23 protein-coding genes are annotated in these 23945 nt (G+C 73.2%); 9 read left to right on the forward strand and 14 right to left on the reverse strand.

The features are described from left to right. Nucleotides 1–23 precede the first annotated feature (23 nt). Nucleotides 24–1466 carry an NADP-dependent phosphogluconate dehydrogenase gene (gene gndA, locus ABEB03_RS42220; protein WP_345658381.1) on the forward strand — a complete coding sequence of 481 codons (1443 nt, stop codon included), beginning with the start codon at nucleotides 24–26 and terminating at the stop codon, nucleotides 1464–1466. Between the two features lie 59 nt (nucleotides 1467–1525). On the opposite strand, the gene ABEB03_RS42225 is transcribed toward gndA, so the two are convergent. The 3 genes from ABEB03_RS42225 to ABEB03_RS42235 all read right to left on the reverse strand — a co-directional run bounded on the left by ABEB03_RS42225 (nucleotide 1526) and on the right by ABEB03_RS42235 (nucleotide 4611). Then, nucleotides 1526–2848 (reverse strand): aldehyde dehydrogenase family protein, encoded by a 1323-nt coding sequence (locus ABEB03_RS42225; protein ID WP_345658383.1) that lies wholly within the window; start codon nucleotides 2846–2848, stop codon nucleotides 1526–1528. A gap of 181 nt (nucleotides 2849–3029) precedes the next feature. Beyond that, nucleotides 3030–4229, reverse strand: coding sequence for an RNA polymerase sigma factor (locus ABEB03_RS42230; protein ID WP_345658385.1), 1200 nt, complete (start codon nucleotides 4227–4229; stop codon nucleotides 3030–3032). A 25-nt stretch (nucleotides 4230–4254) separates the two neighbouring features. Next, nucleotides 4255–4611, reverse strand: a complete 357-nt coding sequence (locus ABEB03_RS42235) for a YciI family protein (RefSeq protein WP_345658386.1) — start codon at nucleotides 4609–4611, stop codon at nucleotides 4255–4257. 91 nt (nucleotides 4612–4702) lie between these two features. Between ABEB03_RS42235 and ABEB03_RS42240 the strand changes: the two genes are divergently transcribed. Further along, nucleotides 4703–5776, forward strand: a complete 1074-nt coding sequence (locus tag ABEB03_RS42240) for an acyl-CoA dehydrogenase family protein (RefSeq protein ID WP_345658387.1) — start codon at nucleotides 4703–4705, stop codon at nucleotides 5774–5776. Here ABEB03_RS42240 and ABEB03_RS42245 read toward each other — a convergent pair. The 4 genes from ABEB03_RS42245 to ABEB03_RS45520 all read right to left on the reverse strand — a co-directional run bounded on the left by ABEB03_RS42245 (nucleotide 5766) and on the right by ABEB03_RS45520 (nucleotide 8070). After that, nucleotides 5766–6908 (reverse strand): LLM class flavin-dependent oxidoreductase, encoded by a 1143-nt coding sequence (locus ABEB03_RS42245; RefSeq protein WP_345658388.1) that lies wholly within the window; start codon nucleotides 6906–6908, stop codon nucleotides 5766–5768. The genes ABEB03_RS42240 and ABEB03_RS42245 overlap by 11 nt on opposite strands. A 35-nt stretch (nucleotides 6909–6943) precedes the next feature. After that, nucleotides 6944–7153: a hypothetical protein gene (locus ABEB03_RS42250; protein ID WP_425589384.1), complete on the reverse strand. Its 210-nt coding sequence runs from the start codon at nucleotides 7151–7153 to the stop codon at nucleotides 6944–6946. A gap of 3 nt (nucleotides 7154–7156) precedes the next feature. Beyond that, nucleotides 7157–7711 carry an NADPH-dependent FMN reductase gene (ssuE, locus tag ABEB03_RS42255; protein ID WP_345658389.1) on the reverse strand — a complete coding sequence of 185 codons (555 nt, stop codon included), beginning with the start codon at nucleotides 7709–7711 and terminating at the stop codon, nucleotides 7157–7159. A 275-nt stretch (nucleotides 7712–7986) separates the two neighbouring features. Then, complete coding sequence (locus tag ABEB03_RS45520) at nucleotides 7987–8070, reverse strand: putative leader peptide (RefSeq protein ID WP_425589386.1); 84 nt, start codon at nucleotides 8068–8070, stop codon at nucleotides 7987–7989. A gap of 555 nt (nucleotides 8071–8625) precedes the next feature. Between ABEB03_RS45520 and ABEB03_RS42260 the strand changes: the two genes are divergently transcribed. Beyond that, nucleotides 8626–10611, forward strand: coding sequence for a hypothetical protein (locus ABEB03_RS42260; RefSeq protein ID WP_345658390.1), 1986 nt, complete (start codon nucleotides 8626–8628; stop codon nucleotides 10609–10611). Between the two features lie 27 nt (nucleotides 10612–10638). Here ABEB03_RS42260 and ABEB03_RS42265 read toward each other — a convergent pair whose 3' ends face one another. Further along, complete coding sequence (locus ABEB03_RS42265) at nucleotides 10639–10806, reverse strand: hypothetical protein (RefSeq protein WP_179332286.1); 168 nt, start codon at nucleotides 10804–10806, stop codon at nucleotides 10639–10641. Nucleotides 10807–11003: 197 nt separating this feature from the next. Between ABEB03_RS42265 and ABEB03_RS42270 the strand changes: the two genes are divergently transcribed. The 3 genes from ABEB03_RS42270 to ABEB03_RS42280 all read left to right on the forward strand — a co-directional run bounded on the left by ABEB03_RS42270 (nucleotide 11004) and on the right by ABEB03_RS42280 (nucleotide 14911). Then, nucleotides 11004–12533, forward strand: coding sequence for an SDR family oxidoreductase (locus tag ABEB03_RS42270; protein ID WP_345658392.1), 1530 nt, complete (start codon nucleotides 11004–11006; stop codon nucleotides 12531–12533). 78 nt (nucleotides 12534–12611) lie between these two features. Continuing rightward, a complete protein-coding gene (locus ABEB03_RS42275) occupies nucleotides 12612–13985 on the forward strand; it encodes a cryptochrome/photolyase family protein (RefSeq protein ID WP_345658393.1) in 1374 nt (457 codons plus the stop codon). Between the two features lie 167 nt (nucleotides 13986–14152). Continuing rightward, entirely contained in the window at nucleotides 14153–14911 is a 759-nt protein-coding gene (locus tag ABEB03_RS42280) for a DUF4142 domain-containing protein (protein ID WP_345658394.1), read from the forward strand. Nucleotides 14912–14942: 31 nt separating this feature from the next. On the opposite strand, the gene ABEB03_RS42285 is transcribed toward ABEB03_RS42280, so the two are convergent. Continuing rightward, nucleotides 14943–15980, reverse strand: a complete 1038-nt coding sequence (locus ABEB03_RS42285) for a MerR family transcriptional regulator (protein WP_345658395.1) — start codon at nucleotides 15978–15980, stop codon at nucleotides 14943–14945. A 175-nt stretch (nucleotides 15981–16155) separates the two neighbouring features. Here ABEB03_RS42285 and ABEB03_RS42290 point away from each other — a divergent pair, with 175 nt between their 5' ends. From ABEB03_RS42290 to ABEB03_RS42300, 3 genes are all read left to right on the forward strand, one after another. Beyond that, nucleotides 16156–16848: a sigma-70 family RNA polymerase sigma factor gene (locus ABEB03_RS42290; RefSeq protein ID WP_345658396.1), complete on the forward strand. Its 693-nt coding sequence runs from the start codon at nucleotides 16156–16158 to the stop codon at nucleotides 16846–16848. Between the two features lie 162 nt (nucleotides 16849–17010). Further along, entirely contained in the window at nucleotides 17011–17595 is a 585-nt protein-coding gene (locus ABEB03_RS42295) for a sigma-70 family RNA polymerase sigma factor (protein ID WP_345658397.1), read from the forward strand. Beyond that, nucleotides 17592–18344 carry an anti-sigma factor gene (locus tag ABEB03_RS42300; RefSeq protein ID WP_345658398.1) on the forward strand — a complete coding sequence of 251 codons (753 nt, stop codon included), beginning with the start codon at nucleotides 17592–17594 and terminating at the stop codon, nucleotides 18342–18344. Before ABEB03_RS42295 ends, ABEB03_RS42300 begins: the two co-directional genes overlap by 4 nt. 113 nt (nucleotides 18345–18457) lie before the next feature. Here the strand turns inward: ABEB03_RS42300 and ABEB03_RS42305 are convergent, their stop codons facing one another. The 5 genes from ABEB03_RS42305 to ABEB03_RS42325 are packed head-to-tail and all read right to left on the reverse strand — an operon-like array spanning nucleotide 18458 to nucleotide 23889. Continuing rightward, entirely contained in the window at nucleotides 18458–19291 is an 834-nt protein-coding gene (locus tag ABEB03_RS42305; protein ID WP_345658399.1) for a DUF1295 domain-containing protein, read from the reverse strand. After that, entirely contained in the window at nucleotides 19288–20598 is a 1311-nt protein-coding gene (locus ABEB03_RS42310) for a cyclopropane-fatty-acyl-phospholipid synthase family protein (protein WP_345658400.1), read from the reverse strand. Before ABEB03_RS42310 ends, ABEB03_RS42305 begins: the two co-directional genes overlap by 4 nt. Further along, a complete protein-coding gene (locus ABEB03_RS42315; protein WP_345658401.1) occupies nucleotides 20595–21863 on the reverse strand; it encodes a cyclopropane-fatty-acyl-phospholipid synthase family protein in 1269 nt (422 codons plus the stop codon). Before ABEB03_RS42315 ends, ABEB03_RS42310 begins: the two co-directional genes overlap by 4 nt. Beyond that, nucleotides 21860–22588, reverse strand: coding sequence for a DUF1365 domain-containing protein (locus ABEB03_RS42320; protein ID WP_345658402.1), 729 nt, complete (start codon nucleotides 22586–22588; stop codon nucleotides 21860–21862). Before ABEB03_RS42320 ends, ABEB03_RS42315 begins: the two co-directional genes overlap by 4 nt. Further along, nucleotides 22585–23889 carry an NAD(P)/FAD-dependent oxidoreductase gene (locus tag ABEB03_RS42325; RefSeq protein WP_425589387.1) on the reverse strand — a complete coding sequence of 435 codons (1305 nt, stop codon included), beginning with the start codon at nucleotides 23887–23889 and terminating at the stop codon, nucleotides 22585–22587. The genes ABEB03_RS42320 and ABEB03_RS42325 overlap by 4 nt, the downstream gene beginning before the upstream one ends. Nucleotides 23890–23945: the final 56 nt, after the last annotated feature.

A 23945-nucleotide genomic window follows, 5' to 3' on the forward strand; every position in this document is an offset into this window, starting at 1 on the left:
GATCCGGATCCAAGGAGCACACCATGAAGGCGACCGCGCAGATCGGTGTCACAGGGCTCGCGGTGATGGGCCGCAATCTGGCCCGGAACTTCGCCCGGCACGGGTACACCGTCGCCGTCCACAACCGCACCCCCGCCCGGACCAAGGCGCTGGTCGAGGAGTTCGGGCACGAGGGCGCCTTCGTGGCGGCCGGAACGGCGGAGGAGTTCGTGGCCGCGCTGGAGCGCCCGCGCCGCCTCATGATCATGGTGCAGGCGGGCGCGGCGACCGACGCCGTCATCGAGGAGTTCGCCCCGCTGCTCGAATCCGGCGACATGATCATCGACGGTGGCAACGCCCATTTCGCCGACACCCGCCGCCGCGAGCAGTCGCTGCGCGAGCGCGGCATCCACTTCGTGGGGGCGGGCGTCTCGGGCGGCGAGGAGGGCGCGTTGAACGGCCCGAGCATCATGCCCGGCGGGTCACCGGAGTCGTACGCCTCGCTCGGCCCGATGTTCGAGTCGATCAGCGCCAAGGTCGACGGCGAGCCGTGTGCCACCCACATCGGCACGGACGGCGCCGGGCACTTCGTGAAGATGGTCCACAACGGCATCGAGTACGCCGACATGCAGCTGATCGGCGAGGCCTACGACCTGCTCCGGCGCGTCGGAGGGTACACACCCGCGCAGATCGCGGAGATCTTCCGCCGCTGGAACAAGGGCCGCCTCGACTCGTATCTGATCGAGATCACCGCCGAGGTCCTGGCGCACTCGGACCCCGCGAGCGGCGCGCCGTTCGTGGACGTCGTGGTCGACGCCGCCGGGCAGAAGGGCACCGGCCGCTGGACCGTGCAGACCGCGCTCGACCTGGGATCCCCGGTCACGGCGATCTCGCAGGCGACGTTCGCCCGTGCCGCCTCCAGCCAGTCCGGGCTGCGCGCCGCGTACCGGGACCTGCCCGGCGGCACCCACTGGGAGCTGTCCGCCACCGAGGCGGAACGCTTCACCAGCCAGGTCGAGCACGCCCTGTACGCGTCCAAGCTCATCGCCTACGACCAGGGCTGGAAGATGATCCTGGATGCCGCCGACGAGTACGGCTGGGACATCGACCTCGGCGAGGTGGCGAAGATCTGGCGCGGCGGCTGCATCATCCGGGCCGCCTTCCTGGACCGCATCCGTGCCGCCTACGCCGTCGACCCCGCTCTGGTCAGCCTGCTCTCGGACGCGGGGTTCGCCGCAGAGATCAAGGATGCGCAGGTCCCCTGGCGCGAGGTGATCGCGACGGCCGCACGCCGGGGTGTACCGGTGCCGGCGTTCTCGGCCGCCCTGTCGTACTACGACACGCTGCGCGCCGACCGCCTCCCCGCCGCCCTCACCCAGGGGCAGCGGGACTACTTCGGCGCCCACACCTACCGGCGCACCGACCGTGACGGCAGCTTCCACACGCTGTGGGGCGAGGCGGGCCGGGCGGAGACCGAAGTGCTGTGACGGACCCCGAAGTACCGTGGCCCGCGCCGGTGTCCACCGGCGCGGGCCGTCGTTTCGGCTCAGCCGAGCGGCTTCTCCAGCACCGCCTTGCGGTGGCTGAACGTCTCGATGGACCAGCGGCCGTGGTAGCTGCCCATGCCGCTCTCCCCGACTCCGCCGAACGGCAGGTCGGAGACGGTCAGATGGGCGAGCGGCAACCCGAAGCCGAGACCTCCGGAGGACGTCTCCGCGGCGATCCGCCGCCGGGTGGTGTCGGAGTCGGTGAAGACGTAGAGGGCGAGGGGCTTGTCGCGGTCGTTGATGAAGCCGATGGCCTCGTCGAGGTCGGCCACGGTGACGATCGGGAGGATCGGGCCGAAGATCTCCTCCTGCATCACGGGCGACTTGGGGTCTACGTCGGCGAGCACGGTCGGCGCGATGTACTTGGTCTCCCGGTCGCTGTCGCCGCCGACGACCGTGCGGCCGGAGCCGAGCAGCGCGGCGAGCCGGTCGAAGTGCCGTTGGTTGACGATCCGCCCGTACTCGGCGGACGTCCGCGGCTCGGTGCCGAAGAGCGCCTCGGTGGCCCGGGTGAGTTCGGCCTCCAGGGCGCGGGCGGTCTCCGGGTCGGTGAGGATGTAGTCGGGCGCGACGCAGGTCTGCCCGGCGTTGAGGAACTTGCCGCGGGCCAACCGGTCCGCGACGGTGCCGAGGTCGGCGTCGCGATCGACGAACGCCGGTGATTTGCCGCCGAGTTCGAGGGCGACCGGGGTGAGGTGTTCGGCGGCGGCCCGCATGACGATACGGCCGACCGTGCCGTTGCCGGTGTAGAAGATCTGGTCGAACCGCTCGGCCAGCAGGGCCGTCGTCTCGGGGACGCCGCCCTCGACGACGGCGACCGCGTCGGTGTCGAGGTGGCGCGGCAGCAACCGCGCGAGCGCGGCGGAGGTGGCCGGCGCCAGTTCGCTGGGCTTGGCGACCACGGCGTTGCCGGCGGCCAGCGCGCCGAGCATCGGGGTCAGCAGGAGTTGCAGCGGATAGTTCCAAGGGGCGATGACCAGCACGACGCCGAGCGGGTCGTACTGCGTCCAGGCCGTGGCGTCGGCGCCGAGGTGCGCCGGGACCGGGGCGGATTCCGGCAGCAGCCAGCCGTCGAGGTGTTCCAGGGTGTGGTCGATCTCGCGCACGGTGAAGTCGATCTCGGTACGGAAGGCTTCGGTGGAGCTCTTGCCGAGGTCCTCGCGGAGGGCGGCGGCGAGGTCCTCGCCGTGCGAGGTGAGCATCTCGCGCAGTCGGCGCAGTTGGTCCGTTCGCCACGCGACGGGCTTGGTGCGGCCGGAGCGGAAGGTGGCGCGCAGCCGGGAGACGACGTCGGCGGGCTGTTCGGGGATCGACTGGTTCACGGTGCCTCGCTGGTCGGGGCGCGGGCCGGGGGGTCGGCCGCGCGAACGTGCTCGACGGTTGGATGTATAAGCCAACCGTATCTGGATGTAATTGCCAACCTTTCCGGCTCGTGGAGAAATTCCGGGAGCGGCGGACTACTTTCCGTCACCGGACGCGATCGCCAGGTGGACGGCGGGCCGGCTACACGTCCGGAAGGGTCCGCCGACGGCGTTCGAGATGCGCTCGCTCGGCGTCGTTCGTGGTGAGCGCGACGGCCGCCTCGTAGGCCTGCGCGGCTTCCGCCGTGCGGCCCAGCCGGCGCAGCAGCTCGGCCCGTACGGCGTGGTGGGCGTGGTAGCCGTCCAGGTCGAGCGCGTCGACGATCGCGAGGGCCGCCGCCGGGCCGTCGGTCTCCGCCACCGCGACGGCCCGGTTGAGGGTGACCACCGGGCTGGGCGCGACGACCGTCAGCTGGTCGTAGAGGCGGAGGATCTGACCCCAGTCCGTGGCGCCGGCGGTCGGGGCGTCGCTGTGCACGGCGTTGATCGCGGCCTGGATCTGGTAGGGGCCCGGCCGGTTCAGGCGCAGACAGCGCCGTACCAGGCCCTGACCCTCGGCGATCAGGCCTCGGTCCCACCGGGAGCGGTCCTGGTCGGCGAGGACGACCAGGTCGCCGTCCGCCGTCGCGCGGGCGGGCCGGCGAGCCTCGATGAGCAGGACCAGTGCGAGCAGACCGAGGGCCTCGGGCTCGTCCGGCATGAGCTCGACCAGCAGCCGCGCCAGACGGACCGCCTCCGCGCAGAGGTCCTCCCGGCCGCCGTAGCCCTCGTTGTAGATCAGATAGACGACGGCGAGCACTCCCTTGACGCGCTCCGGGAGGTCGGCGTCACGCGGCACCCGGTACGGGATGCCCGCGTCGCGGATCTTCGCCTTCGCCCGGACCAGCCGCTGCGCCATGGTGGGCTCGGGGACCAGGAAGGCGCGCGCGATCTGCGGGGTGGTCAGACCACCCAGGAGTCTCAGGGTGAGCGCCACCTGGGTCTGGGTGGCGAGCGCGGGATGGCAGCAGGTGAAGATCAGGCGGAGCCGGTCGTCGCGCACGGGTCCCTCCTCGGCGGGTGCCTCCGGTGCGTACAGCCGGGCCGCCTCGGCGTGCCGCGCGTCCCGGGTGGACTCCCGGCGCAACCGGTCGACGGCTCGGTTGCGGGCGGTGGTGACGATCCACCCGGCGGGGCTCGCCGGTGTGCCGGTCTCCGGCCACTTGCGCACGGCCGTGGTGAACGCGTCCTGCACCGCTTCCTCGGCGAGGTCGATGTCGCCGAGGAAGCGGATGAGGACGGCGACCGCGCGGCCGTACTCGGCGCGGAACACGGCTTCGATCTCCGCCGCGGTGGCGGTCACGCGCGCCGCCCCGCCGTGGTGACGGTCATACGTCCTCGGCCTCGTGCGTGAACGGCCGCACCTCGATGGGCAGCGTGGTCGCCAGCGTCGCCTTGCGGCCCCAGGCGAGCGCCTCGTCCAGGTCGGGTGCCTTGATCAGGCAGATCCCGCCGAGGTACTCCTTGCTCTCCGTGTAGGGCCCGTCGGTGACCAGGACGTCGCCGTCCCGGGCGCGCAGCACGGTGGCCGTCTCGGGCCCGTGCAGGCCGCCGGCGAACACCCACGCACCGGCCTCGCGCAGCTCCGTGTGGAAGACGTCCAGTTTGTGCATGATCTCTTCCAGGACCTCGGGGGCGGGCGGCTCGCCCACCGGCTGCATGACGCTCAAGAGGTAGTACTTCATGGGGTGGCCTCCTCGGTGGTCTCTCCTTGACTACACGAACGGGAGACCGCCGGATCGACACGCGCCACGGGAGAAGCGGGAGAAATCTTCGATGACCACCCCACCCCATCCGCTCGTCACCTCCGCCCGGCGGCTGGCGGCCGAGGTGCTGGCGCCCCGGGCGGAGCGCGTCGACCAGGAGGGCGTGCCGACGGACAGCATCGAGGCGGTCAAGCGGTCGGGGCTGCTCGGGCTGAGCGCGCCGGTGGCGTACGGAGGGGCGGCGGCACCGGCCGCGGTGGTCCGGGAGGTCGCGGAGATCCTGGCGGGGGCGTGCTGCTCGACCTGGTTCGTCCAGACGCAGCACCACACGCCGGTCACGACGCTAGCCCAATGCGAACACCCCTTGCGGGAGCGCCTGTTGAGGCGACTGGCGAGCGGTGAGCTGCTGTCGGGGGTTGCCTACGCGCAGTTGCGTGCCCATCCGCGCGTCCCCGTGCGCGTGTCACGGGAGCGCGGCGGCTGGCGCTTCGACGGCACGGTGCCCTGGTACACGGGGTGGGGCCTCAACGACGTGATGCTGCTGGCCGGTGTGACGGACGCCGACGAGGCGCTGTTCGCGTTCACCGAGGCCCGCGAGCAGCCCGGTCTGCGCGCCTCGCCGCCGATGCGGCTCGCTGCGCTCACCGCGTCCCGGACGGTGTCGCTGGACCTGGACGGCCTCCTGCTGCCGGACGACGCCGTCGCCCTACGGGTCCCCTACGCGACGTGGGCGGCGGGTGACCGTCCGAAGAACACCAACGCCTCCCCCGCCGTCTTCGGCATCACCGAGGCGGCGCTCGGCCTGCTCGACGCCCCGGACGGCGAACCGGCCGCGCGGGCCGCCGCGCAGGAATTGCGTGCCCGCCTCGACGAGGTCAGGCGGGTGGCGTACGGGCTGGCCGACCACCCGGTGCCGGGCGAGCGGATCGAGGAGCGGTTGGCCGCCAAGACGCGGGCGTACGACGTGATGCGCGCGGCCACGACCGCCGCGGTGGTGGCCGGCGGCGGCCGGGCCATGGGTCTGGACAGTCCCGCGCAGCGGCTGGCGCGGGAGGGGATGTTCCTGCTGGTGCAGGGGCAGACGGCCGAGGTGCGCCGGGCGCACCTCGGCTCGCTGGGATCGCCGGCGCCGCTCAGCCCGTGAAGGGGACCTGCGCGGCGGGTGCGGGCGTCGACGCGAACGGATGCCGCCACAGGCCCTGTTCGGCCAGCCTCGGCAGGACGCCCTCGCCGAACCAGTACGCCTCCTCGAGATGCGGATAGCCGGAGAGCACGAACTCGTCGATGCCGAGCGCGTGGTACTCCCCGATCCGCTCGGCCACCTCGTCGTGGCTGCCGACCAGGGCGGTGCCCGCGCCGCCGCGGACCAGGCCGATCCCGGCCCACAGGTTGGGGTGGATCTCCAGTCCGTCGCCGCTTCCGCCGTGCAGTGCGAGCATGCGGCGCTGCCCCTCCGACTCGCTGCGGGCGAGACCGGCCTGCACCGCACGCACCGTCTGCGGGTCGAATCCGTCGAGGAGCCGGCCTGCCTCGGCCCAGGCCTGCTCCGAGGTGTCGCGGGTGATGACGTGCAGCCGGACACCGAACCGGAGGCGACGCCCCTCGTTCGCCGCGAGTCCGCGGATCCACGCGATCTTCTCGGCGACCTGGGCGGGCGGTTCGCCCCAGGTGAGGTAGACGTCGGCGTGCCGGGCGGCGACCTCACCGGCGAAGGGTGAGGAGCCGCCGAAGTAGACCTCGGGGACCGGGTCGGGCAGCCGGGCCAGCCGCGCGTCCTCGACGTGGAGGTGTTCACCGGACAGGTCGACGGTCTTGCCGTCCCACAAGTCCCGGACGATCTGCAGGAATTCGCCGGTACGGCGGTACCTGGCGTCCTTGTCGAGGAAGTCGCCGTAGGCGCGCTGTTCGTGACTCTCGCCTCCGGTGACCACGTTCAGGAGGAGACGGCCGCCGCTCTGCCGCTGGAACGTGGACGCCATCTGCGCGGCGAGTGTCGGCGACACGAACCCCGGCCGGAAGGCGACCAGGAACTTGAGTCGCTCGGTGTGCCGGCTGACCATCGCGGTGGTCAGCCACGCGTCCTCGCACCAGGCGCCGGTGGGGGTGAGCGCGCCGACGAAGCCGAGATCCTCGGCGGCACGGGCGATCTGGCTCAGATAGCCGATCGTCGGAGGCCGGTCCCGGCCGGACACGGTGGCGGGTGTGCCGTGGCCGCCGCCGACGACGTCGCGGCTGTCGCCGTTGGTGGGCAGGAACCAGTGGAAGGTGAGGGACACGGCGGCGGTTCTCCGATCGTGGGGCCCGGCGCGCGTCAGAGCAGGCCGTGGCGGGGCGGCTTGGTGCCGTCGAGTACGTGCCGGCCGAGGTGTTGGAGCTTCCAGCGGGCCGGGTCGTGCAGGGTGTGTGTGCGGGCGTCGCGCCAGTGACGGTGCAGATTGGCGGAGTCGAGCGCGGCGCGGGTGCCCGACACCTCGAACAGCGCGTCGGCCACCTCGTCGTCGGCGATCACTTTCGCGGTCATGGTTCAGCTCGCCGCGGCCAGCACGGGCCTGCCCGTCAGTGCGGCCGAGAACTGGTCCACCACGTGGGCGAGGGCCTCGGCGGTGGCCGGTGCCACGGTGACGCTGCCGTCCTCGCCCCTGGTGATGTCCTTGTCGAGGGTGAACCAGCCCTGGACGATGTGCGCCGCCCCCATGGAATTCAGCACCGGGCGCAGCGCGTAGTCGAGGGCGAGGACGTGCGCGGTGCTGCCTCCGGTGACCAGCGGCAGCACGGTCTTGCCGGTGAGGGCGTACTGCGGGAGCAGATCGAGCAGTGCCTTGAGGACGCCCGAGTAGGCGGCCTTGTAGACGGGGGTGCCGATGACGACGCCGTCGGCCCGCGCGAAGAGCTCGGTCGCCTCGACGACGGCGGGATGGCCGAAGTCGGCGCCGAGCAGGGCCTCGGCGGGGATGGTGCGGACGTCGAGCGGAATCACCTGGTGGCCCTGTGCGGCGAGCCGTGCGTCCAGGTGGCGCAGCAGTCCGGCCGTGCGGGAGGAGGCGGAGGGGCTGCCGGAGACGGACAGGACGAGGGACATGGGTCCTCTTTCGTGAGCGGAGAGGCCGAGGAGGCAGAGGTCGGCGGCGAGCCTCTTGACGGACGGGTTCGGCGGCGCCGGTGACGGATTCCGTGACGGGAGCGGAGAACTCCCGGTGTGCGGAACGAAGGCATGGCGCATTACGGGCGCGGCAATTCCGTGGGAAATGCGCGGAGTCGAAGAGAAACGGCGGTTCCGGGGTTCACAGGGGCGCGCCGGGAGGAATTCACCGGGGCGGACCGGGCCTGTGCGAAGGAAACCCCGCCGTGGGGCCGTCAGGCTTCGCGGCAACAGGAGGAGCTGGAGACACGCGCGAGATCGACATGGCGTCGCCGCGTGAGGTCCAGTCGCATCTGCATGCCGTCGATCGTCGCAGCCCCCGGTCCGAGCCGTCAAGGAATCAACGGCCGATCTCGCATCCCGGACCGCCGAATTTCACGAAAGCGCGACAGGGAAACCCTTGAAACTCCGCGCGTGGCAGGCGCATTCCGTCGTCGCGAGAATGGAGCAGCCGGAATACATCGCGCCGGTCACCCGCCTCGACCCGGTTCGGTTCGCCGCACCGCGCTGAACGGCGCCGCGCTGAGCCGCGCCGCCGATGAACTCCGCCTCTCGCAGCCCACGTCGAGCGAGACCGTGCGGCACGGAGCGCGAGCCAGGGGTGGCCCTGCCGGAGCGCGAGCGCCCCGGGTGCGGCCGGTGCTCCGGCGCCGCCGGACCGACTCCGTGCCGCGCGCCGCGGGCGACCCGCACGACACTTTCGTCCGCAGGTCGCGGGAGCTCGGGGGCAGCATGACGCCCTCGCCGTGATCCGTCGGCCGGCCGGGGCCACGACCTCTGTGACCATCCGAAGAGTCACTCGTTTGAAGGATCGACGTGCCATCACGGCAGCTCCTTCGGAAGGCATTTGCTCCATGCCCATCCCCCCACTCCCGCGGACCGTCCTGCACACCCGGGCCGGACTGGAACGGGCCGAGAGCGCCCTGGTCGAGGAGTACGGCGGTCTCGTACGCCTGGCGTACCTCACGCTGCCTCCCTCACTGAGCAGGCACCGGCGTGTTCTGCTCGCCCATTCCCTGGTACAGCGGTCGCTGCCGGGTTCCCGCGCAAGGTCCGCTCCCCGGGTTCCGGCACCACGGGGGAGGAGGACAGGGAAGACACAGCCGGCCGTCGCCGAGAAGGACCGGCTGCGCTCACACGTGGTGCGCTCCGCCCTGGCATACGCCCGGCCGCCCCGCGGCTGGCCCCGCCGGATGCCTCCGCCGCGCACCCTGCTGCCGACGCTGCCCGTGGTGTGGGGGCTGCGGCTGTTTCCCCGCGCGGGCGGCGCCGACGAGATCGCCCTGGGGCAGGCGCTCGCCGGTACCACGGCCGCGGCACGCACCGCGTTCGTGCTGCGCGAGGTGGACGGGCTGCCCGACCCGTCGATCGAGGCCCTGCTGCGCACCGCCGGTGTCGCCGACCCCGCGAGCGCCCTGCGGTCGGCGACCCGGCTCCAGGAGACCGTGGGGACGGCGGCGCGCACCCTGCTCGCGTCGCGGGAGTTCGACGCCTGCTCGGTGCAGACGCGCCCCACCGATCTGCTGCGCCGCAGGCGTCGCGTGCACCTGCTGTGGGCCGCGCTGACGGCCGTCGTCATCACGGCCGTACTCCTCGCGTTCTCCTGGACGGAATCCGGTCCGTCAGCGCCCCGCGACGACGTGCCCGCGGGACTTCCCCGCCCCGCGGACCTGGTCCGCACGGCCGCGGACGCCTGGAGCCGCACGGCGCGGATCGACTTCACCGCCTGGCCCGCGCGCGGCGACCGCACCCACGACGACGACCTCCTCACCCGGGCGCTGTCCGCATGGGCCCACCCCTCGCACGGCCGGTACGACACGACGTCCGGCACCCCCGCGGACCCGCCCCCGCGGGCACCGCAACTGCTCTACGCGGGGGACGTCGACGGCATCACGGTGGTCCTGCTGCACGACGGCGAACGCCTGGTGCGCTACAGCGAGCCGCTCGACGCACCCGCCGAGGGCACGCTCGTCCTGGCGCGCGCCGACGACGCGGACGTGACGACCGCCGCGGCCGTGCTCGTCGCGCGCGGCGCGAAGGGCGGCCGGTATCTGCTCGCCCCGTGGGTCGCCGAAGCCGGGACACGTGATCTGCTCGACCCCGATTCGCCCGCACGCCCGCTCGACGTGGCCGGGGACGGGATCACCGCGCCGGTCCCCGCCCCGACGGGCGGCGCGGCCTGCGACCACCGTCCCGTCCTGCAACTGCGGTCGTCCGCCCGTATCGCGGAGAAGCACGCCTTCCTGCTGACCGACCTGGGTGAGCTGTCGCCCGTGCACCTCACGTACACCCCGCTGCCCGGGCACGGCAGCCCACCGGCACGGCAGCCCAGGGAGGCGACGGGCGCGACCGCCCTGCTCGCCTGGGCACACCTGGCCTGCGGACTCGAGGACCTGCGCGGGAGCGGTGTACGGGCGGTCAACACCTGGGACTTCGCCGAGCAGGACCTGCCGGAGGGCGGCGGGCACGTGGTGTGGTCGTGCACCCGGGCCACCACCTGGCGCGGGCCCGGCGACGTGGGGCTGTTCCTGCGCACGCCCGCCGACTCGCCCGCCGCGCCGGCGGACCCGGTCGGCCGGGCCCGGGGGACGGCCGCGTGCAGCCGGTTCGGCCAGCACGTGGTGGCCGACACCCGCTGGCGTGCGCGCACCGGCCACTGGTACCTCCTCGCGGCCGGCAGCCGCGCGGTCACCCGGATCGAGGTCAGCGGGGATGTGACCGCCCGGGCGAACGGCCGGACGCTCGCGGTCCGCGCCGCACAGGACGCCCGGACCCGGGTGACGGCACGTCTCGACACCGGCGCGTCACTGGAACCGGTCGGCGACGGGGCGGGCCGCTGAGCCCGCTCCGTGCCCGCACGGGCGAGGTCAGTCCTCGTCGCCGGCGGGGACGACCACGAGGAACGCGTCCGTCTTCAGATCCATGACCACGGTCGCGGGGACGCCCTCGGTGCGACGCCGGGCCGCGTACTCCTCCGCGGTCCAGGATCCGCGCGGGGCTCCGGCAGGAAATCGCTCCAGCACCTTCGTACCCATACCGGCAGACACCTCCACCTGTGGCCTCGGACTCGGGCCGACGAGTCCCGTGACCTCCGCTTGCCCGCGTTTTCCGCGGACATGTCCCATCGATCGTGCGAAGATCCGCCGTTCGCATCCGCCGGTGCCGCTCGCGTGGAAGGGATCAGTGGAGAGTGCGGAAGGGGGGCGGCGAGCCGGAGTGACGGAGGGACCCCATGAGCGACGACGACGCCCGCGCCGGGCTGAACTGCCTGGTGACGGGCGCCACCGGCTACATCGGCGGACGACTGGTGCCGGAGCTGCTGGCCGAGGGGCACCATGTGCGCTGTCTGGCCCGCTCTCCCGACAAGCTGCGTGACCACCCCTGGGCGGGCGACGTGGACGTCATGCGCGGCGACGTCACGAACGTCGGCTCGGTCGCCGAGGCGATGCGCGGCATCGACGTCGCGTACTACCTCGTGCACGCGATCGGTTCGAGCCGCGATTTCGAGGACACCGACCGCAAGGCGGCCCTGATCTTCGCCGAGCAGGCGCGCGCGGCCGGAGTGCGCCGCCTGGTCTACCTCGGTGGCCTCACACCGGCGGGGGTGCCGGAGGCGGAGCTCTCCCCGCACCTCAGGTCCCGGGCCGAGGTCGGCCGCATCCTGCTGGAATCGGGGGTGCCGACCACGGTGCTGCGCGCGGCGGTGATCATCGGCTCCGGCTCGGCCTCCTTCGAGATGCTGCGCTACCTCACCGAACGGCTGCCCATCATGGTCACGCCGAGCTGGGTGCACACCCGCATCCAGCCGATGGGCGTACGGGACGTGCTGCGCACCCTCGTCGGCAGCGCCCGGATGCCCCGCGACGTCAACCGGGCCTTCGACATCGGCGGCCCGGACGTCCTGACGTACCGGGACATGATGCGGCGGTACGCGGCCGTCGCCGGGCTCCCCCGCCGGATCATCGTCGCCGTGCCGGTGCTCACCCCCGGACTCTCCAGTCACTGGGTGGGGCTGGTCACCCCGGTGCCCGCGTCCATCGCGCGTCCGCTCACCGAGTCGCTGCGGCACGAGGTCGTGTGCCACGAGCACGACATCACCCGGTACGTGCCCGATCCGCCGGGCCGGCCGATCGGCTTCGACGAGGCGGTGGCACTGGCCCTGCAACGCGTGCAGGACGCCCAGGTCACCACCCGGTGGTCGTCGGCCGCCTACCCCGGTGCGCCGAGCGACCCGCTGCCCACCGACCCCGACTGGGCCGGCGGCAGCCTCTTCACCGACGAACGCGAACTGATCGTGGACGCACCGCCCGAAGCGCTGTGGAGGGTCATCGAGGGCATCGGCGGCGACAACGGCTGGTACTCCTTCCCGCTCGCCTGGGCGGTGCGCGGCTGGATGGACCGGCTGGTCGGCGGTGTGGGCCTGCGGCGCGGGCGGCGGGACGCCACGCGACTGCGGGTCGGCGACTCGCTGGACTTCTGGCGCGTCGAGGAGATCGTGCCGGGCCGTCTGCTGCGGCTGCGCGCCGAGATGAGGCTGCCCGGCCTGGCCTGGCTGGAGATGTACGCGGAGGTGGCCGACGACGGGCGCACCCGGTACCGGCAGCGTGCCCTGTTCCACCCGCACGGTCTGCTCGGCCAGTTGTACTGGTGGAGCGTGTCGCCGTTCCACGCCGTCGTGTTCGGCGGCATGGCCCGCAACATCGCCAGGACTGCGGCCAAGGAGACTCCCTCGCGCAGGGGACACACCGCGATGTCACGTTGACGGCCGCATCCGAGGACGTCGCCCGAACCGAAGCAGGTGAACGCCAAAACCCTCGCAGCCCCCACTCGGAGCCACGCCATGACCCTCTCCATCGTCCTGTTCACCTCGGACCTGCGGCTGCACGACCACCCGCCGCTGCGGGCGGCCCTCGACGGATCGACGGCCGTGGTGCCGCTGTTCGTGCGCGACGAGGGCATCGCCGCGTCCGGGTTCACCGCCCCCAACCGGGCGGCGTTCCTCGCCGACTGTCTGGCCGACCTCGACGCGGGGCTGCGCGAGCGCGGCGGCCGTCTGGTGGTGCGGTCGGGCGACGTCGTCGAACAGGTGTGCGCGGTGGTCGCCGAGTCGGACGCCGACGAGGTGCACATGGCCGCTGGAGTCAGCGCGTACGCCCAGCGGAGGGAGGAACGGCTGCGCGCCGCCCTGGAGGCGGAGGGGTGCCGTCTGCACGTCCACGACACGGTGATCACCGCGGTCGCTCCCGGCGACGTCACCCCGGCCGCCTCCGACCACTTCGCCGTCTTCACGCCGTACTACCGTCACTGGTCGCAGCAGCATCTGCGGGAGGCTCTGGCCGCGCCCCGGGTGGTCCGGGTGCCGGACGGCGTCGGTTCCGAGGAGGTGCCCGCCCGCGAGAAGGTCGCCGGGGTGTCGGAAGGGCTGGCCGCGGGCGGCGAGGGCGAGGGCCGGCGGCGGCTGACGGCGTGGCTGCGCGGCGGCATCGGTGCGTACGACGACCGCCACGACGACCTGGCCGGCGACGCCACCTCCCGGCTCTCCCCCCACCTGCACTTCGGCACGCTCTCGCCGGTGGAGCTCGTCCGCCGGGCACGCGCGGCGGGCGGGCCCGGCGCCGCGGCCTTCGTGCGCCAGGTCGCCTGGCGGGACTTCCACCACCAGGTGCTGGCCGCCCGTCCGGCGGCGTCGGACGCGGACTACCGCACACAGCGCGACCGTTGGCGGACGGGGGCGCGCGCCGAGCAGGACATCGAGGCGTGGAAGCAGGGCCGCACCGGCTACCCGGTGGTCGACGCGGCGATGCGCCAACTGCGGCACGAGGGCTGGATGCACAATCGCGGGCGCCTGCTGACCGCGAGTTTCCTCACCAAGACGCTGTACGTGGACTGGCGGGTCGGCGCGCGGTACTTCCTGGAGCTGCTGGTCGACGGTGACGTCGCGAACAACCAGCTCAACTGGCAGTGGATGGCCGGTACGGGCACGGACACCCGCCCCAACCGGGTCCTCAACCCGGTGGTGCAGGGCAAGCGCTACGACCCCGACGGCACCTACGTACGCCGCTGGGTGCCCGAGCTGGAGGGCCTCACGGACGCCTCCGTGCACGAGCCGTGGAAGCTGCGGGGCCTGGAGCGGGCCGCCTATGACTACCCGGACCCTGTGGTGGAACTCTCCGAGGGACTCGCCCGGTTCAAGAACGCCCGGGGCCGCCTCTGACCGGATCAGGGGGCGGTCTTTACCGGGGGCAGAGGATTCCTTTCCGCGGGCATCCGTACTGGTGGGCGACCGAACCACTCGTACCGGACCCGTCCGCACCGGACCGGTCCACGACGCGGCCGGCCGCGGTGTCCGGCTCCGGGCCGCCGCACCGGCCAGGAGGCTTCATGCGCATCGCACGGAACGTGGGAACCCTCTTCGTGACCGGCGCGCTGACCATGACCCTGGCCGCGCTCGCCTGTCCCGCGGTGCTCGGCCTGCAGACGACGGCCGGCGACCAGAGCCGTGTCATCGCGAACACGGCGGCGGGCCCGCTGACCGAGGCCGACCGTGACTTCGTGGTGAAGGTGCGCGCGGCCGGTCTGTGGGAGTACCCGTCCGGGCAACTGGCCCTGCAGAAGGGCACCGTCCCGGCCGTCAGGACAGCGGGTCAGCACCTCGTCAGGGGCCACGCCGCGCTGGACGCCACCTGCCGCAAGGTCGCCGCCCGGCTCGGCATCACGCTGCCGAACAAGCCGTCCCCACAGCAGCAGGGATTCGTGGCGACGCTGAGCGGCGACAGCGGCAAGCAGTTCGACACCGACCTGGCCAACATCCTGCGGGTGACGCACGGTCAGATCTTCCCGGTCATCGCGAAGATCCGGGCCACCACCCGGAACACGCTGGTACGGCAACTCGCCGACCAGGCCAACGACACCGTGCTGGACCACATCACGGTGATGGAGAAGACCGGACTGGTGAACTTCGGCCAGGTGCTGGTCCAGGAGACCAACCCTCCGAAGCTGCCCCAGCAGAACCTGACGCCCCCGGCGCCGCAGCCGGGCGAGCCGACCGTCGTGCTCACCCCGCCTGCCGGCGGCTTCCCGTCCTCCCCGGCGTCCCCGCCGGCCGCCGCCTCCCCGTCCCCCTCCCCGACGGTGGGGTGAGCGGCCGGCGGCAGGGCGCCGGGGAACCGTGTCAGGGCGCCGGCCGGCTCTCGCCGGGCGCGGCGAAGGAGTCGTACAGGTTCGCGAGCGTGGCCAGCGCCTCGCTCAGTCCCTGCGGGCGGAGCGTCCCCGGCACCTGCCGTCCCGCCCAGCCCGGCCCGCCGAGCAGGACGGTGGGCCGGGACCGCGCGCCCTTGACGCCCCAGCTGGTGCTCGCGACGTGCCGGGCCAGCGGATGGTCGGCCGTGGAGCGTGCCTGCGCCCACAGCACGACCGCCACCGGGCCGAGGCGCCGCACGGCGGCGGTGAGCGCCTCCGTGGGGACGGCCGCGCCGAACATCCGTGTGGGCAGGCCCATTTCCGTGAGGCTCGCGTCGAGCGCCTCCAGCGGCAGGCTGTGCTGTTCGCCCGGGACGCAGGCCAGCAGCACGGGACCCACGCCCTGCGCTCCGGGTACGGCCACGGCGATGGCTCGGTGCAGCGCGCGGGAGATGTGCCAGGACAGCAGGTGCTCGACCTCCACGTAGCGGTCCCCGGAGGACTCCCACTTGCGGCCGACCGCGTGCAGCGTCGGCACCATCACCTCCTCCCAGGCCACGACGAGGCCGTGCCGGGTGACCAGCCCGGTCAACTGGTCGTCCAGAGCGGGTGCGTCGAGCCGGACCGCGGCGCGCGCGAGGCCCTTGCACTCCTTGCGCGCGTCCCCCAGCGGCAGGGCGCCGGGAGCCCGCGACCGCGGCCGGGCGGCGTCCGCGCGGTCGGCCTGCGGGCGGTCGTGCTCGGACGGTGACCGGTCGACGCCCTCCAGGGCGGCCCGGGCCGCCTCGGCGGGCGGAACACCGGCCGAGGTCAGCCGGCACATCTCCTCCAGCATCGCCACGTCCTGAGGCGTCCAGCGGCGATGGTGCCCGCCGGAGCGCGCCGCCGGTCCCACGCCGTACCTCCGGTCCCAGGAGCGCAGGGTGGTGGGCGACACCCCGAGGCGGCGCGCCAGGGCGCCCGTGGTGAGTCCCGGTTCGGCGGGTTGTGCGGCCGGTCCGTGCCGGTGCGCCGGTGGCAGGTCACCCATGCGGCGACTATACGACGCAGAAACGACGCGAGTTGTGGGGATGGACGTGCGCTTCACACGATGGGGATCCGGACGTGCCGGGGGCAGCGGCCGGCACCCGCCGGCCCGTGCCGGGCAGGTCCGGCCGTCCCGGCCGCGGCCGGGACCGACCCCGCACGACCGAGGAGCCCCGGCCATGACCGCAGATCCGATCCCGGAGCCGTGCGATGCCCCGCCGGTCGTGTCCGGCGCACGCCGCGAGGTGGTTCTGCTCCCGCGCCCGCGGAGCAACGGCACCGTCTCCGTACCCGCGCGCTCGGAGCCGGTCGTCGTGACCGACCTGATCGCGGACGCGTCCATCGGTGCGCGCCTGGTGGCGGGCGACGAGGCCGGTCTGGCCGCCGCCTACCGTCGCTGGGGCGCTCTGGTGCACACCCTCGCGTGGCGCTCGCTGGGCGACACACGGGAGGCCGAGGACGTCACGCAGCAGGTGTTCCTGGCCGCGTGGCGTGGCCGGCAGGGCTACCGGCCCGAGCGTGGCACGGTCGCCGGCTGGCTTGTCGGCATCACCCGCCGCAAGACGGCCGACGCGCTGGCCGCGCGCACCCGCCGCAGCGAACTGATCGCCGCTGCCGCCGGCTCGTTGCCGGCAGACGCCGACGGCGCCTCGGTCCACCCGGAGGCCGTGCTGGACCGTGTCCTCGTGCAGGGTGAGCTGGCGAAGCTGCCCCCTCCGCAGCAGCACGTGCTGCGCCTCGCGTTCTACGAGGACCTGACCCACACGCAGATCGCCCAGCGCACCGGCTGGCCGCTGGGCACCGTCAAGAGCCACTGCCGCCGCGGTCTGCACCAGCTGCGCCGCTGTCTGAGGCCCGAGGCGCACTGCTGACCGGCCGCGCCCGGCCGGCCGGACGTCCCCGGCGCCCGAGCCCCCTGTCACGGCCGGTCGGGAAACCCGTCGCAGCTTCGCGCCGATGCGGCCAATCCGTCGGCGTACCGGTTCCGGATCACGTACGTACCGTCGCGCTCGCCCGTCCTGGAGGACCACCCCGTGAAGGAAGCCGTGGAGATCGGGAAGAACCCGGCTGCGGAACCGAATCTGCCGGATCTGATGGCCGAGGTCGCCCGTGGCGACACGGAGGCCTTCGCCACGCTCTACGACGTCGTGGCGGGCCCGGTCCTGGGGATCGTGCGGAGGGTGGTGCGGGACGGGGCCCAGTCGGAGGAGGTGGCCCAGGAAGTGCTGGTCGAAGTGTGGCGGACGGCCGCCCGCTACCGTCCCGAACGCGGCTCGGTGATGAACTGGGTCCTCACCCTCGCCCATCAGCGATCCGTGGACCGGGTCCGCTCGGTCGAGGCGTCGGCCGCCCGGGAGCAGCGGGCCGCCCTGCTCGACCGCACGCCCGAGTTCGACGAGGTGACCGAGCAGGTCGAGGCACGCCTGGAGCACGAGCAGGTGCGGCGCTGTCTGCGCACGCTGACGGAGCTTCAGCGGCAGTCGGTGACGCTGGCCTACTACCGCGGGCTGACGTACCGCGAGGTGGCGGAGTTGCTGTCGCTGCCGCTCGGCACGGTCAAGACCCGGCTGCGCGACGGCCTCATCCGCCTGCGCGACTGCCTGGGGGTGGCGGCGTGAGGACGGCCGATCTGCACACTCTGACCGGCGCGTACGCGCTGCACGCCCTCGACGACGACGAGCGGGCGCGGTTCGAGGCGCATTCCGCGGACTGCGACGCCTGCACGCAGGAGGTCCTGGAGCTGCGGGCCGCCGCCGCGCGGCTGGCCCTCGCGGTCACGGTGTCCCCCTCCCCCGCGCTCAAGTCCGAGGTCATGCGGCGGATCACCGCCGTGCGACAGGAGGCGCCCCGCACCGTTCCGCTCACGCGGCCCGGACGTCTCGCGGCCCGCGCGCACCGCATGTCGCGCTGGGTGCCGGCCGCCTGCCTGGCTGCCGCGGCCCTGTTCGGCGGTGTGGCGGTGTGGCAGCACGACCGCGCCGAGGAGGCACAGGACCGGGCGCGGCAGTCGGAACGGCAGGGCGACGAGCTCGCCTCCGTGCTGGCCGCCCCGGACGCCCGGACACGGACGGCGAAGCTGGCGGACGGCGCGACGGGCACCGTGGTGGTGTCCAAAGGCCTCGACCGGGCCGTGTTCATCGCCTCGGGGATGGCGGCACCGCCGGACGGCAAGGTCTATCAGCTGTGGTTCGACGACGGGGGCAGCATGCGGTCGGCCGGGCTGATGGACCCGGGGCGCACCGACGAGGCGGTACTGATGCGCGGCCCCGTGGACAGGGCGTCCGGTCTGGGCGTCACCGTCGAACCGGCGGGCGGTTCGACCGAGCCGACCTCCGCGCCGGTGGCGCTGCTGGACTTCCCCGCCTGACCGTCCCGTCCCCCTCCGGCCTCCGGGGGGCGGGACGGTCTTCCCCGCGTCGCCCGTCGGCCCCCTTCCGGCGGGCGACGCTCCTTGAACGGGGCCGGCCGGAAGGGGGCCTGTCAGGTCGAACTCGGGGGCGTGGGCGCGGGCCCACGACGCTTCGGCGGCAGGGGGAAGAATCCGCTGGTCCTCGCGACGTACTCGGCGAATCCCGGGCGCTCGGCCATGTGCCGTTCGAGCATGGGCTTTCCGCTGCCCTTGATGAGCAGGCCACTCATCACCAGGGGGGACACGGCGGCCACCGCCGCCGCCGCGCCGGAGTCGCAGGCGAGCAGGTACAGGCCCCACCAGACGCAGAAGTCCCCGAAGTAGTTGGGATGCCGTGTCCAGCTCCAGAGCCCCTGGTCCATGATCCGGCCCCGGTTGGCCGGGTCGGCCTTGAACCGGGCCAGCTGGGCGTCACCCACCGCCTCGAAGAACAGGCCGAGCGTCCACAGCGCGGTGCCGGCCCAGGCGAACGCGGTGAGCGGGCCGGGCACGTACTGGGCCGCCTGCACGGGCAGCGACACCAGCCAGACCAGGGCCCCCTGGAGCAGGTAGACCTTGTGCAGCGCGTACAGGTCCCGGTTGCCCGGTGCCTTGGCGAGCATCGCCTCGTAACGGGGGTCCTCGCCGTGACCACGGCCCCGCCGCGCGATGTGCGCGGCGAGCCGCAGCCCCCACACCGAGGTCAGCGCGGTCACCAGGATCCGGCGTCCGTCGTCGCCCGTGCCGTCGGACGCGACGAACGTCACGAGGGCGACGGCGGTGAAGCCGAGCCCCCAGGCGATGTCGACGATGCGGTGGACGCCCTTGCGGACGGCGACGGCGAAGGTGGCCAGCATGACGGCGAGCGCGGCGCCTGCCGCGAGAGCCAGGTTCTGGGCGAAGGCACCCCAGGGGAAGCCGCTCACGGCTCGACCGGTCCCGTGTACCAGGGCCGCGGGGTGGCGGGCAGTCCACTGCGTCCGTGGGCGGTGGGCCGCACGGCGAGGACCTGGTCGACGCCCATGCGGCGTTCCTCGAACGCCAGGGCGCCGCCGACCAGATACAGCCGCCACACCCGGGCCGTCTCCTCGCCGACGAGCCGCACGACGTCGTCCCAGCGGTCCTCCAACGTGCGGTGCCAGGCCTCGACCGTGCGCACGTAGTGTTCGCGCAGCGACTCCACGGACCGTACTTCGAGTCCGGCGTCCTCCAGCATGCCGACGGTCTGCCCGAGCGGACGCATGTGCATGTCGGGAGCGATGAACGCCTCGATGAAGGCGCCGCCGCCGGGAGCGGTGGTCCCTCGCGACATCTGCTGGACGAGGACGCGCCCTTGGGGGCGGACCAGCCGGCGCAGGGCGGCGGCGAAGGCCGGGTACTCGGCGTCGCCGACGTGTTCGCCCATCTCCACGGTGGCGACCGCGTCGTAGGCGCCTCCCTCGATGTCACGGTAGTCCTGGCACACCACGTCCACCCGGTGCTCCAGGCCGCGTTCGCGGACCTGCTCACGGACGTACGCGGCCTGTTCGCGGGCCAGGGTGACGGCGGTGACCTGCGCCTTGTGCTGTTCGGCCGCGTACAGGGTGAGGGAGCCCCACCCACATCCGATGTCGAGCAGCCGGGCGCCGGGGACCAGGCCCAGCTTGCGGCAGATCAGTTCCAGTTTGGCCCGCTGCGCGTCGGCCGGGGTGAAGCCGGGCTCGTCGGAGGTCCAGTAGCCGCACGAGTAGGCCATCGTCTCGTCGAGGACGAGCCGGTAGAACTCGTTCGACAGGTCGTAGTGATGGCTGATGGCGGCCCGGTCGCGGGCCTTGCTGTGCAGGCCTCCGTGCAGCCGTGCCTGGGACACGGGTGCCGGGGGCGGCGGGCCCACGGCTCCGAGGCGCAGGGCGGCGGCTGCCGCGCGCGCACGGTCTGCGGGGGTGAGGCGGGGCGCGTGCACTCCGCGTTCGCGCACGGCGCCGCACATTCTGCGCAGCCCGTCGGCGAGGTCGCCCTCGACGTCGAGCTCACCCGTCACGTACGCCTGCGCCAGGCCCAGTTCGCCGGGCTGCCACAGCAGCCGGCGCAGGGCGCGCCGCGAGCGGACGACCACCACGGGCGCCTCGGCAGGACCGGCCTCGCTGCCGTCCCAGGCGCGCAGCCGCACGGGAAGCGGGCCGCCGAGCGCGTCCTCGGCCAGCGCCGCCAGCCGGTGGGCGGTGCCCTCGTGGGCGGGGCGGACGGTAGTCATCGGCTGAGGTCCTCCTTGGTGAGCAGGTAGTGCTGGACGTCGAGGTAGCCGGAGCGGAATCCGGCTTCGGAGTACGCCAGGTAGAACGTCCACATGCGGCGGAAGGTCTCGTCGAAGCCCAGTGCGTCGACGTCGTCGGTGCGGGCGGTGAAGCGTTCGCGCCACAGCCGGAGTGTCTCGGCGTAGTGCGCGCCATAGGCGTCCCTGCGGGTGACGCGCAGCCGGGTGTGGTCGCGGACGGTCTGCTCCACGGCTTCGACGGAGGGCAGCAGCCCGCCCGGGAAGATGTACTTCTGGATCCAGGTGTGGGTGTGCCGGCCGGCGAGCATCCGGTCGTGCGGCATGGTGATGGCCTGGAGGGCGGCGCGGCCCCCGGGGGCGAGCCGTTCGTCGAGCGTGCGGAAGTACACGGGCCAGAACTCCTCGCCCACCGCCTCGATCATCTCGACGCTCACCACGGCGTCGTAGGTCCCCTCGGCCTCGCGGTAGTCGCACAGCCGGATGTCGACCCGGTCGTCGAGCCCGGCCCGTGCCACGCGTTCGAGGGCGAGGTCGCGCTGTTCGTGGGAGAGGGTGAGCGTGGTGACGTGGGCTCCGCGGGCGGCGGCGCGTATGGCGAGCTCGCCCCAGCCGGTGCCGATCTCCAGGAGCCGGGTCCCTTCGGTGACCCCGGCGAGGTCCAGCAGCCGGTCGATCTTGCGGTGTTGTGCGGCGGCCAGCGTCGGCCAGGTGGCGGGGAAGCCGCGGAAGAGGGCGGAGGAATAGGTGAGGGTCTCGTCGAGGAAGACGGCGAACAGGTCGTTGGACAGGTCGTAGTGGTGGCTGATGTTGTCGCGGGATCCGCCCGGTGTGTTGCGCTGGGCGTCGGGCTGTTTCAGGGCCCACAGCCGGCGCAGCCGTTGCAGCGGGGCCGGGATCAGGTCGGCCGCGTGGCCGGCGAGCACGGTGAGGGCCGCGACCAGGTCGGGTGCGTCCCATTCGCCCGCCATGTAGGACTCGCCGAAGCCGACCAGGCCGTGCACGCCGATGCGGCGGTGGAAGGCGTCCGTGTCGTGCAGGTCGACGCGGGGGCCGCCCGTGCCCAGGCGCGTCCCGTCGTCGCATCGCACCTGGAGCGGGAGGCGCCCGAGCGCTCCGCGCAGGACGGCACGCGTCAGCGCGATCCGTGCCCAGGAGGCGTCCGGCGGCGTCGCCGGGGCCGGGTGGCCGCCACGGTCCGCGTCCTCGTGCCGCGTGGTGAGGGCACGGGGCTCGGCTGTCGTCATGTCGCTTTCTCCTGATCTCGGTGGCGGCGGGGCTGGATGGGCAGTCCTCGCAGGAGGAGCCGGATGCCGTGGAGGCGGATCGCCGCCGAGACGGCCACGGTGGACCACGGGCGCCGAAGCGCCTGGCCGAGCAGCGCGCGTGACGTCGCGTCGCGTCGTGTGCCGCGCAGCGTCGCGGTGAAGGGACGCCCACCGGCGCGCTCCAGACGAATCGTCAGATCGAGTCGTGGGCCGGGCGGGGGCAGACGCATGCGGTAGTCGCCGTCGACGGGGAAGAACGGCGACACGTAGAACTCCTTGCGCGTGTGCGCGATCCCGTCGCCGTCGGGGCGGAGCAGGTAGCAGTGCCGTTCGCCGTAGGTGTTGTGGACCTCGGCGACCACGCAGCGCGGTGTGCCGTCGGGGTCGTGACACCAGTACAGGGTCAACGGGTTGAAGACGTGCCCGAGGACGCGGGCGTGGGTGAGCATCGCGACCGGCCCGCCGCGCAGGTCGATGCCGTGGGCGGCGAGGAAACGGTCCAGGCCGGCGCGGACGGTGGGCTGGTCGCCGTCGAAGTGGTCGCGGGGGTCGAATCGGGCCAACGGGCGTAGGAAGAAGGGAAGTTCGGGGGGATGACCGGGGTCCGTCAGCCACATGTAGGTGCGGTGGCGCAGCGTGTGGCGGACCGGCGCGGTGCGGACGTGGACGACCGTGCACGGGTAGAGCGCGGGGGTGCGGATCACCAGACCACCCCCAGCGCGGCGGCCGCGGTCACGCCGGACCGGCAGCCGTCCTCGTGGAAGCCCCAGCCGTGGTAGGCACCCGCGAACGCGGTCACCGCGGTGTTCAGGGCGGGCAGTTGCCGCTGGGCGGCGACGGACTCCGGGGTGAAGACCGGGTGTTCGTACTCCATGCGCGCGAGGATGCGGTCCGGGTCGACGCGGTCCTCGCCACCCAGGGTGACGACGTAGGTCTCGGGGGCGTCGAGGCGCTGGAGCCGGTTCATGTCGTAGCTCACCCGGACCCGGTCCGCGGCGGCGGCGCAGGACGGCATCAGGTAGTTCCAGGAGGCCCGGGCGCGGCGGGCGCGCGGCAGCAGGGTGGTGTCGGTGTGCAGGAGGGTGGAGTTGCGGGAGTAGCGGAAGGCGCCGAGCACCTCGCGCTCCCGTTCGGTCGGGTCCGCGAGCAGCTGCAGGGCCTGGTCGGAGTGGACGGCGACGACGACGGAGTCGTACGAGGCGGTGGTGCCGTCGTCCGTGGTGATCTCCACGCCGTCGGCGTGCCGGCGCACCGCACGGACCGGGGCCGAGGTGTGCACGGCGTCGAGTTGTTTGGCCAGCCGGTCGACATAGGAGCGGGATCCGCCGGTGACCGTGCGCCAGACCGGTGAGTCGCCGATCGACAGCATGCCGTGGTGCTCCAGGAAGCGGAACAGATGGACCGCCGGGTGGTCGAGCGCCGTGTGGGCGTCGCAGGACCAGACCGCCGACACGAGCGGGGTCATGAAGTGTGCGACGAAGTAGGGCGAGAAACGCTCGCGCGTCAGGAAGTCCCCCAGAGTGAGGGTGTCCCCCGCGCCCTCGGTCCCCTCGGCGAGCAGGCGGCGGGCCGCCCGGTGGAAGACCGGGACCTCGGCGAGCATGCGCAGGTAGGGGCCGTGCAGCGCGTTGCGCGGGCGGGCGAGAAGTCCGGCGGGCCCGCGGGCGCCCGCGTACTCGAGGCCGCACCCCTCGCACCGCACCGACATGCTCATCTCGGATTCCTGGGTGGCGACGTCGAGTTCGCGCAGCAGCCGCAACAGGTTCGGGTACGTGCGCCGGTTGTGCACGATGAAGCCCGAGTCGACGCGGTGCACTCGCCCGTCGGACGAGGCGAGGTCGTGGGTGTGCGCGTGGCCGCCGAGCCGGTCGTCCGCCTCGTAGAGGGCCACGCGTCGTACCCGGCTCAGTACGTGGGCCGCGGTGAGTCCGGCCACGCCCGAACCCACCACGGCAGTACGTCGCCGTATGTCGTGCCGTCCCCGCTCCGCGCTTCCCCCGCCCACGTCAGGGGCGTTCTCCGACGCTCGCCGCACTGTGTCCTCCCACCCGGCTCCGATCA

The organism is Streptomyces siamensis, from assembly GCF_039543605.1.
Lineage (GTDB): Bacteria > Actinomycetota > Actinomycetes > Streptomycetales > Streptomycetaceae > Streptomyces > Streptomyces siamensis.